Origin of the sequence: Micromonospora sp. NPDC049089 (assembly GCF_040648775.1) — a bacterium.
Classification (GTDB): domain Bacteria; phylum Actinomycetota; class Actinomycetes; order Mycobacteriales; family Micromonosporaceae; genus Micromonospora.
The window spans coordinates 1-8,258 of the sequence record NZ_JBEZEH010000266.1 but is presented as its reverse complement, the minus strand read 5'-3'; the positions used below and the strand labels follow the sequence as shown (position 1 = coordinate 8,258).

The 8,258-nt window shown below is 71.2% G+C and carries 7 protein-coding genes; 4 read left to right on the top strand and 3 right to left on the bottom strand.

Annotation, left to right across the window (positions count from 1 at the left end; translation table 11 throughout):
- Positions 1-223: 223 nt before the first annotated feature.
- Positions 224-910 carry a hypothetical protein gene (locus AB0B48_RS30330; RefSeq protein WP_357207479.1) on the bottom strand — a complete coding sequence of 229 codons (687 nt, stop codon included), beginning with the start codon at positions 908-910 and terminating at the stop codon, positions 224-226.
- A gap of 69 nt (positions 911-979) precedes the next feature.
- Between AB0B48_RS30330 and AB0B48_RS30325 the strand changes: the two genes are divergently transcribed.
- Genes AB0B48_RS30325 through AB0B48_RS30315 form a run of 3 tightly spaced genes read left to right on the top strand, consistent with a single transcriptional unit; the run spans position 980 to position 5,360 of the window.
- Positions 980-3,598 (top strand): valine--tRNA ligase, encoded by a 2,619-nt coding sequence (locus tag AB0B48_RS30325; protein WP_357207475.1) that lies wholly within the window; start codon positions 980-982, stop codon positions 3,596-3,598.
- Complete coding sequence (locus tag AB0B48_RS30320) at positions 3,595-4,929, top strand: folylpolyglutamate synthase/dihydrofolate synthase family protein (protein WP_357207471.1); 1,335 nt, start codon at positions 3,595-3,597, stop codon at positions 4,927-4,929. The genes AB0B48_RS30325 and AB0B48_RS30320 overlap by 4 nt, the downstream gene beginning before the upstream one ends.
- The gene (locus AB0B48_RS30315) at positions 4,926-5,360 is read left to right on the top strand and encodes a DUF4233 domain-containing protein (protein ID WP_357207469.1); all 435 of its coding nucleotides are present in this window, start codon (positions 4,926-4,928) and stop codon (positions 5,358-5,360) included. Before AB0B48_RS30320 ends, AB0B48_RS30315 begins: the two co-directional genes overlap by 4 nt.
- A 32-nt stretch (positions 5,361-5,392) precedes the next feature.
- On the opposite strand, the gene AB0B48_RS30310 is transcribed toward AB0B48_RS30315, so the two are convergent.
- Positions 5,393-6,856, bottom strand: coding sequence for a VOC family protein (locus tag AB0B48_RS30310; protein ID WP_357207466.1), 1,464 nt, complete (start codon positions 6,854-6,856; stop codon positions 5,393-5,395).
- A 141-nt stretch (positions 6,857-6,997) separates the two neighbouring features.
- Between AB0B48_RS30310 and ndk the strand changes: the two genes are divergently transcribed.
- Positions 6,998-7,423 (top strand): nucleoside-diphosphate kinase, encoded by a 426-nt coding sequence (gene ndk, locus AB0B48_RS30305; RefSeq protein ID WP_088949743.1) that lies wholly within the window; start codon positions 6,998-7,000, stop codon positions 7,421-7,423.
- A gap of 37 nt (positions 7,424-7,460) precedes the next feature.
- Here the strand turns inward: ndk and sigJ are convergent.
- On the bottom strand, positions 7,461-8,258 hold a 798-nt coding region (sigJ, locus tag AB0B48_RS30300), incomplete at its 5' end, for an RNA polymerase sigma factor SigJ (RefSeq protein WP_357207462.1).

The following is an 8,258-nucleotide window of genomic DNA, read 5'->3' as shown; positions in this document are numbered from 1 at the left end:
AGAGTAGGACGCCGCCGGACAATCTTCCAGAGAAGCCCACCCCAATTCGGGGTGGGCTTCTCTGCGTCTCCGCCCTTTTTCCGGGGGTCATCAGGGTCCCTGAACCCGGAGACCCGTCAAGGTCACGCTCGATCCTGGTTGTAGTGGCTTCGTGGTGTGTGGAGACCACTACATCCAGGATGTTGGACGATCTTGCGGCCGGCGCGGCAGCCCGCGTACTCGGTCAGTCTCGCGTCTGCATGCCGGCGCGGAGGTTGCGCAGCAAGCCGCCGGCGTCGCTGACCGACCGGCCCGGGAACATCGCCATGACCACGCTGCCGTGGTCGGCCCAGCCGCACACCGCGAAGTCCCCGCCCTCGCCGCTGGTGCTGCCACACTTCAGTACCCCGCCGAAGTCACCCGCGGGCAGCTCCCGCAGACCGTTCACCGCACCGGTCTCGTCCGACATCAGGCGGAAGAGGCTGTCCAGGTCCCGTTCCGGCTGCCAGAGCAGGGTGGTGCCACCGAAGATGAGCACTGAGCGCTTGTCGTCGGCCGGGTCGCGGTAGACGGTGCCGAAACTGCGGTCCAGTTCGATGTTCGCCGCCAGGCCGCTGCGTAGATAGTCGGCCGTGCTCTTCGCCCGCTCGCTGTCGTCGCGAGTCAGACCCGCCACCCGATCGGGTGAGGCCAGTTGGGTGTCCTTCTGCTGCGCCACCCGCCACCCACCGACACCAAGAACGCCGGCACTGGCGAGACCGACCACCAGCGCGACCGTCCAACCGATCTTGCGTCGGCGTGACCAGCTGCTGGGTCGCTCGTCGGGGTCGCCTCCGGAGTCCCGGGTGCTCAGCTGGATCGGCTCTTCGGTGAGCTCGACCGGCTCGCGGCCGCCGTCGCGCGACCGCTCGGTGAGATGTGCGTCGGACATAGCCGACACCGTACGCGAACGGCAGGTGGCGCACGTCAGGTCTGCGGAAGCCCTCCGTAGACTTGTCCGGTGACCGAGAGACTGGATGCCCAACGCCCCGACGCCCCGACCCTTGCCGGCCAGTACCAGCCCGGCGAGGTAGAGCAGCGACGGTACGAGCAGTGGGTAGCCGGCGGGCACTTCCGGGCCTCCGCCGACAGCGACAAGCCCCCATTCACCATCGTCATCCCGCCGCCGAACGTCACCGGCTCGCTGCACATGGGCCACGCGTTCGAGCACACGCTGATGGACGCGTTGACCCGGCGTAAGCGGATGCAGGGCTTCGAGGCGCTGTGGCTGCCGGGCATGGACCACGCCGGCATCGCCACCCAGAACCTGGTCGAGCGTCAGCTCGCCGCCGAGGGGTTGTCCCGGCACGATCTCGGCCGGGAGAAGTTCGTCGAGCGGGTCTGGCAGTGGAAGGCCGAGTCCGGTGGCGCCATTCTCGGCCAGATGCGTCGCCTCGGCGACTCCGTCGACTGGGACCGCGAGCGCTTCACCATGGACGAGGGGCTGACGCGCGCCGTCCAGACGATCTTCAAGAAGCTCTTCGACGACGGTCTGATCTACCGGGCCAACCGGATCATCAACTGGTGTCCGCGCTGCCTCACGGCGCTCTCCGACATCGAGGTCGAGCACACCGACGACGACGGCGAGCTGATCTCGATCCGCTACAGCGACGAGGTCGTGGTGGCCACCACCCGGGCCGAGACGATGCTCGGCGACACCGCCGTGGCGGTGCACCCCGACGACGAGCGCTACCAGCACCTGATCGGCACCGAGGTCGAGCTGCCGTTGACCGGTCGCCGGATCCCGATCGTCGCCGACGCGCACGTCGACCCGTCCTTCGGCACCGGCATGGTGAAGGTGACGCCGGCCCACGACCCGAACGACTTCGAGATCGGCCAGCGGCACGACCTGCCCGCGCTGACAGTGATGGACGAGCGCGGCGTGATCACCGTGCCCGGCCCGTTCGAGGGGTTGGACCGGTTCGAGGCGCGGCCGGCGATTGTGGCAGCGCTGCGGGAGCAGGGCCGGATCGTCGCCGAGAAGCGTCCGTACGTGCACGCGGTCGGGCACTGCTCACGGTGCAAGACCACCGTCGAGCCGCGGCTGTCGCTGCAGTGGTTCGTCAACACCGCCCCGCTGGCCCAGGCCGCGGGTGACGCGGTGCGTGACGGCCGGGTCCGCATCGAGCCGGCCGAGCTGGCCAAGCGCTACTTCGCCTGGGTCGACAACATGCACGACTGGTGCATCTCCCGGCAGCTGTGGTGGGGGCACCGCATCCCGGTCTGGTACGGCCCGGCGGGTGAGATCGTCTGCGTCGGCCCCGACGAGGCGCCGCCAGCCGGCGAGGGCTGGCACCAGGACGAGGACGTCCTGGACACCTGGTTCTCCAGCGGCCTGTGGCCGTTCTCCACCCTGGGCTGGCCCGAGCAGACCCCGGACCTGGCGAAGTTCTACCCGACCAGCGTGCTGGTGACCGGGTACGACATCCTGTTCTTCTGGGTCGCCCGGATGATGATGTTCGGCCTTTACGCGATGGACGGCCGCCCGCCCTTCGACGTGGTCGCGCTGCACGGCATGGTGCGCGACCAATTCGGCAAGAAGATGTCGAAGTCGTTCGGCAACGTGGTCGACCCATTGGACTGGATCGACCGGTACGGCGCCGACGCCACCCGGTTCACCCTGGCGCGGGGCGCGAACCCCGGCCAGGACGTCCCGGTCAGCGAGGAGTGGTGCCAGGGCTCCCGCAACTTCTGCAACAAGCTCTGGAACGCCACCCGGTTCGCCCTGATGAACGGCGCGCACACCACTGGTGACCTGCCCCCCACCGAGCAGCTCTCCACCGTCGACCGGTGGATCCTGTCCCGGTTGGCGCACGTCACCGCCGAGGTCGACGAGCAGTTCGAGGCGTACGAGTTCGCCAAGGTGTGCGACCTGCTCTACCACTTCGCCTGGGACGACGTCTGCGACTGGTATGTCGAGCTGAGCAAGCCGGTGCTCGCCGAGGGCGGTGAGCGCGCGGAGGCCAGCCGTCGGGTGCTCGGGCACGTGCTCGACCAGCTGCTGCGGCTGCTGCACCCGGTCATCCCGTTCGTCACCGAGGAGCTGTGGCTCGCGTTGACCGGCGGCGAGACGGTGCAGGCGGCCGCCTGGCCGGTGGCCGACCGGTCGCTGGTCGACGACGCCGCCGAGGCCGAGCTGGTCGGCGTTCAGCGGGTGGTCACCGAGATCCGCCGGTTCCGTTCCGACCAGGGGCTGCGGCCCACGCAGCGGGTGGCTGCCCGACTGGACGGGCTGTCCGGCGCGGGTATCGCTGCCCACGAGCCGCTGATCCGCTCGCTGGTCCGGTTGGATCCGGCCGGTGACGACTTCCAGGCCAGCGCCACGTTGGCCATGCCCGGCGCGGTCGGTGTCGCGTTGGACACCCGGGGGTCGATCGACGTGGCGGCCGAGCGGGCCCGGCTGACGAAGGACCGCGCGGCAGCCGAGAAGGAGGTCGCGCAGGCCCGGGCGAAGCTCGACAACCCTGCCTTCATCGGCAAGGCCCCCGAGCCGGTGGTCGCGAAGATTCGCGGCCGGCTCGCCACCGCCGAGGCCGACCTGGTCCGGATCGACGCTGCTCTGGAGACACTGCCCTCGTGACCGACCGTACCGAATTCGCCGCCGTCGAGGCCGAGCTGAACGCCCGTGGCTTCACCCGCATGGTCTTCGAGCTGGACCGGATCGAGTCGCTGCTCGACCTGCTCGGCAGCCCGCAGCGGGCGTACCCGGCGATCCACCTGACCGGCACCAACGGCAAGACCTCAACCGCGCGGATGATTGACTCGCTGTTGCGGGCGCACGGCCTGCACACCGGGCGGTACACCAGCCCGCACCTGGAGACCGTCCGGGAGCGGATCAGCCTGGACGGGGAGCCGGTCAGCGAGGAGCGGTTCGCCTCGGTGTACCGGGAGATCAAACCGCTGGCTGAGCTGGTCGACGCGCGGTCGGACGAGCCGCTGACGTACTTCGACATGACCACCGCGCTGGCGTTCGCCACCTTCGCCGACGCGCCGGTCGACATCGCGGTGGTCGAGGTTGGCCTCGGCGGGGCGGAGGACGCCACGAACGTCCTCCAGGCTGGGGTCTGTGTGATCACCCCGATCGGGCTGGACCACACCGAGTGGCTCGGTGACACGATCCAGGACATCGCGCTGGCGAAGGCCGGCATCATCCACCCGGGGGCCACCGTGATCTCGGCGGCCCAGGAGGAGGAGGCGGCCGGTCCCCTCCTCGACCGCTGCGCCGAGGTCGGGGCCACCATCGCCCGGGAGGGCGGTGAGTTCGGCGTGCTGGGTAGGGCGGTCGCGGTCGGCGGTCAGGTGCTCACCCTCCAGGGGCTGGGTGGCGTCTACGACGACGTGTTCATTCCGCTGCACGGTGCCCACCAGGCGCAGAACGCGGCCATGGCGCTTGCCGCCGTGGAGGCGTTCCTGGGCGCGGGGGCCCGACGTCAGCTGGACATCGAGGCGGTCCGCGAGGGCTTCGCCTCAACCAGCTCCCCGGGTCGGTTGGAGCGGGTCCGTAACGCCCCGACCATCCTGCTGGACGGTGCGCACAACCCGCACGGCATGAAGGCCACCGTCACCGCGCTCCAGGAGGAGTTCGCGTTCAGCAAGCTGGTGGCCGTCATCGGCGTACTGGCCGACAAGGACGCCGAAGCGCTGTTGGAGCTGTTGGAGCCGGTGGTCGACCAGGTGGTGGTCACCCGCAACAGCTCGCCACGGGCGATGCCGGTGGAGGAACTCGCGGCGCTGGCCGAGGAGATCTTCGGCGATGAGCGGGTCGACTCGGCCGAGGAGATGCCGGACGCCATCGAGTTGGCGGTGGCGTTGGCCGAGGAGGACGTCCCCGGTGAGCTGAGCGGGGTCGGGGTGCTGGTCACCGGGTCCGTGGTGACGGTCGCCGACGCGCGCCGGCTGCTGAAGCGATGACCAGCCCGGAGCGGGACCCGCACCCCACCGAGGACCCGACCGACCCGCCGGTCGGGCAGCCGGTGGGGGAGGAACCCACGGCCGGGCAGCCGCGACGCTCCGGGTTGCGCAACCCGGAGCGGGCGGTACGCGGTCTCGGTGCTGGCACGCTCAGCCTGGAGGCGCTGGTGCTGTTGCTGGCGATCCAGCCGATCCGGGTGGTCGGTGGTGACCTCGGCGGTGCCGCGATCGGTGCGGTGGTGGCACTGGCGGTGGCCGCCGTGGTGCTCGCCGGCATGATGCGTCGGCAGTGGGCCTGGAACGCCGGCACCGTGCTCCAGGGGCTGCTGTTGCTGGGCGGTCTGCTGCACTGGTCACTGCTCGGGCTGGGCATCATCTTCGCCCTGGTCTGGGCGTACGCGTTGCACGTCCGCCGCGTCATTCTCGGCTGACGGCGGACCCGGCCGGCGCTAGGCGGGCCGGGTCAGGCGTCAGCGCGTTCGCGCCACTGGGTGAGCGCGACGCCGTGACCATCCGGGTCGCGGAAGGCCGCCGCCCACCCCTCCAGCTTGGTGCCCCGGTTGACCACCCGGGGCGCGTACGTGAAGCGGACGCCCGACTCGCGCAACCGCTCGTACGCCGCCTCGATGTCGCTCACCTCAAGGTTGACGTGCACGAGCCGGCGGCTGATGGGCGCCGCCCCGGTCACCTCGCGCAGGACGATCCGGGTCGCCCCGGACGCCAGGACGGCGTTGTGGGCTCCCTGGTCGACCTCGCTGAAGCCGAGCACGTCGCGGTAGAAGTTGAGCGACCGCTGAAGGTCGGTGACCAGCAGGGTGAGGCCCACACCGCTGATCGGTGCCGCCGGGTCCGCGCCCGAGCCGGCGTCGAACCCGAAGATCGCCTGGTCCAGTTCCTCGTCGGTCACTGTCGTGCGTGCGGCCCCAGCCGGTGAGGGATCGTCCAGCGGAAGATCGAGTGGGTCCAGCGGGTCGGGAGTGCCCGGGCCGGAGCGCTGCGCGGGCGGCGGGTCGAAGCGCTGCGCGCTGGGCGGGTCGACGGGGTCCTCGGCGGGCGGGGCACTCGGGCCGCTCGCCTGCGAAGCGTCGAACCGGTCGGCGGCGGGCTCGTCGAAGCGCTCTTCGGCGGGCGGGCGCGGCGCCGGAGTGGTTGCCCGTCGGGGCAGCCCGCCGGCCTGCGGCTCGACGACCACGCCCTCCAACACCACCGGGCCACCCGGGCTCTGGTGCATCACCACGGGCTCGCGTTCCTCGGGCACGACGCCCGGCTCGTCGCGCCGGAGGTCGTCGCGCGAAGGGTCGGTGCGCAGCGGGTCACCGAGCGGGTCGCGGAACGGGTCACCGGCCGGGTCCCGGAACGGGTCACCGACCGGGTCGCGGAAGTCGTCGTCGGGTGCGCGGTCGGCCCACGGCGGCGCGTCCTGCTGGATCAACAGCTCGTCCACCGGCTCCGCGTCGGCGAACTCCGGCGGAAGATCGGCGACGGCAGCGGCGGTCTCGGCATGGGTGAGCACCTCGTCCCAGAGGACCTTGACGTGCCGCTGGTCGTCCAACGCGACCCGGATCGGCAGGGTCTGGCCCAGCGACGGCCACTTGGAGACCGGCACCCTCGGCTCAATGATCTTCTTGGACCGCGGCGGTAGACCAGGGGCGTCGATCACCAGTTGCAGTTCGCAGCGGCCGAACGCGTACTGGGTGGGTGGTTCGGAGGCGCTGTGCACGTGCCCGACGCCGACGACCCACGTGCGACCGCCGCCGCGTACGGTCGCCAGCGCGATCGCCAGCACCAGCAGGGCGACCCCCAGAGCCACGATGGCCCAACTCGTCATGCCGAGCCCGAACAGGACGACGAACGTGGCAACGGTGCCCAGCACCGCGCCGATCAGCTTGCGTACCGGCGCGATGGGTCGGTTCCCGCCATTCGCCACAGTGGACCTCCCGGGGTCAGGACCAGGCTAGGCCGGATCGGCCACCGGGGGAAAGACCGGCCGCCGCGCCGGTGCCGGGACCGGGTCGCTAGGCTGACCGTACCGATCCCAAGCGTTCAGCGCGTACAGGAGGAACCCAGCGTGTCCAGCAACAGCCCGGATGAGCGCAGCCTCGTTCTGATCAAGCCCGACGCGGTCCGCCGCGGCCTGGTCGGCGAGGTCCTCTCCCGCTTCGAGCGCAAGGGGCTGCGGATCGACGCGATGGCGCACCGGACGATGGATGCCGCGCTGGCCGACGAGCACTACGCCGAGCACGTCGACAAGGCGTTCTACCCGCCGCTGAAGGACTTCATGACCGGCGGCCCGCTGGTCGCGCTGGTGCTCTCCGGCGACCAGGTCATCGACGTGGTCCGCGGGCTGGTCGGCGCCACCGACGGACGCAAGGCCGCCGCCGGCACCATCCGGGGTGACCTGTCGTTGTCCAACCGGGAGAACCTGGTGCACGCCTCCGACTCGACTGACAGCGCCAAGCGCGAGATCGCGCTCTGGTTCCCCGAGCTGGGCTGACGCCCACCGGCCCGGGGTCGGCCGACGACGCCCGGGTTCAGCCGACCGCCGGCACCTTCGCCGGGTTGCCGACCACGTAGATCCCGGTGATCCGTCCGTCCGCCGCGGCGATGGTCAGCGTGTACCGACTGCCGTCGGCGCGGGTGATCAGCATCGCCGGTTCCCCGTTGAGCTCCACCGGATCCATCGCCACTCGGTGACGCGGGCCGTAGACCCCGGCGTAGAACCGGGCGATCCGGTCGGCGCCGCTGACCGGGTTGAGGGCGGCCCGCACCCGACCGCCGCCGTCGTTCCAGGCGGTGGCGTCGGCGGCCACCAGGTCGGTGAGCCTCGCCAGGTCACCGTCGCGGGCTGCGGCGAGGAACGCGTCCAGCAGCCGCTCCCGCTCCGGGCGGCTGGCGGTGAACCGACGCTGCTCCTGCCGTACCCGCGCGGTCGCCCGGTGGTACAGCTGCCGACAGTCGGCGACGGACCGCTCCAGGATCTCGGCGATCTCCGCGTACGGCAGGTCGAAGGCCGTGTGCAGGACGTACACCGCCCGCTCCGGCGGGGTGAGCCGCTCCAGGACGTGCAGCAACGCGGTGGAGAGCGAGTCACGTAGCTCCACTCGGTCCAACGGCCCGAACGGCGAGGGCGCGGTCGGCACCGGCTCGGGCAGCCACGTCCCGACGTACGTCTCGCGGGCCGCCTGCCGCGCGCGCAGCCGGTCCAGTGCCAACCGGGTGACCACCCTGGACAGGTACCGGCGTGGCTCCTCGACCCGGGCCCGGTCCACACCGAGCCAGCGCAGGTACGCCTCCTGGAGCACGTCCTCCGCGTCGTGCCGGCTGCCGAG

What these genes read in the sequence shown, in the direction of transcription:
- AB0B48_RS30330 (WP_357207479.1), bottom strand. Translation starts at nt 910, where the DNA reads ATGTCCGACGCACATCTCACCGAGCGGTCGCGCGACGGCGGCCGCGAG.
- AB0B48_RS30315 (WP_357207469.1), top strand. Translation starts at nt 4,926, where the DNA reads ATGACCAGCCCGGAGCGGGACCCGCACCCCACCGAGGACCCGACCGAC.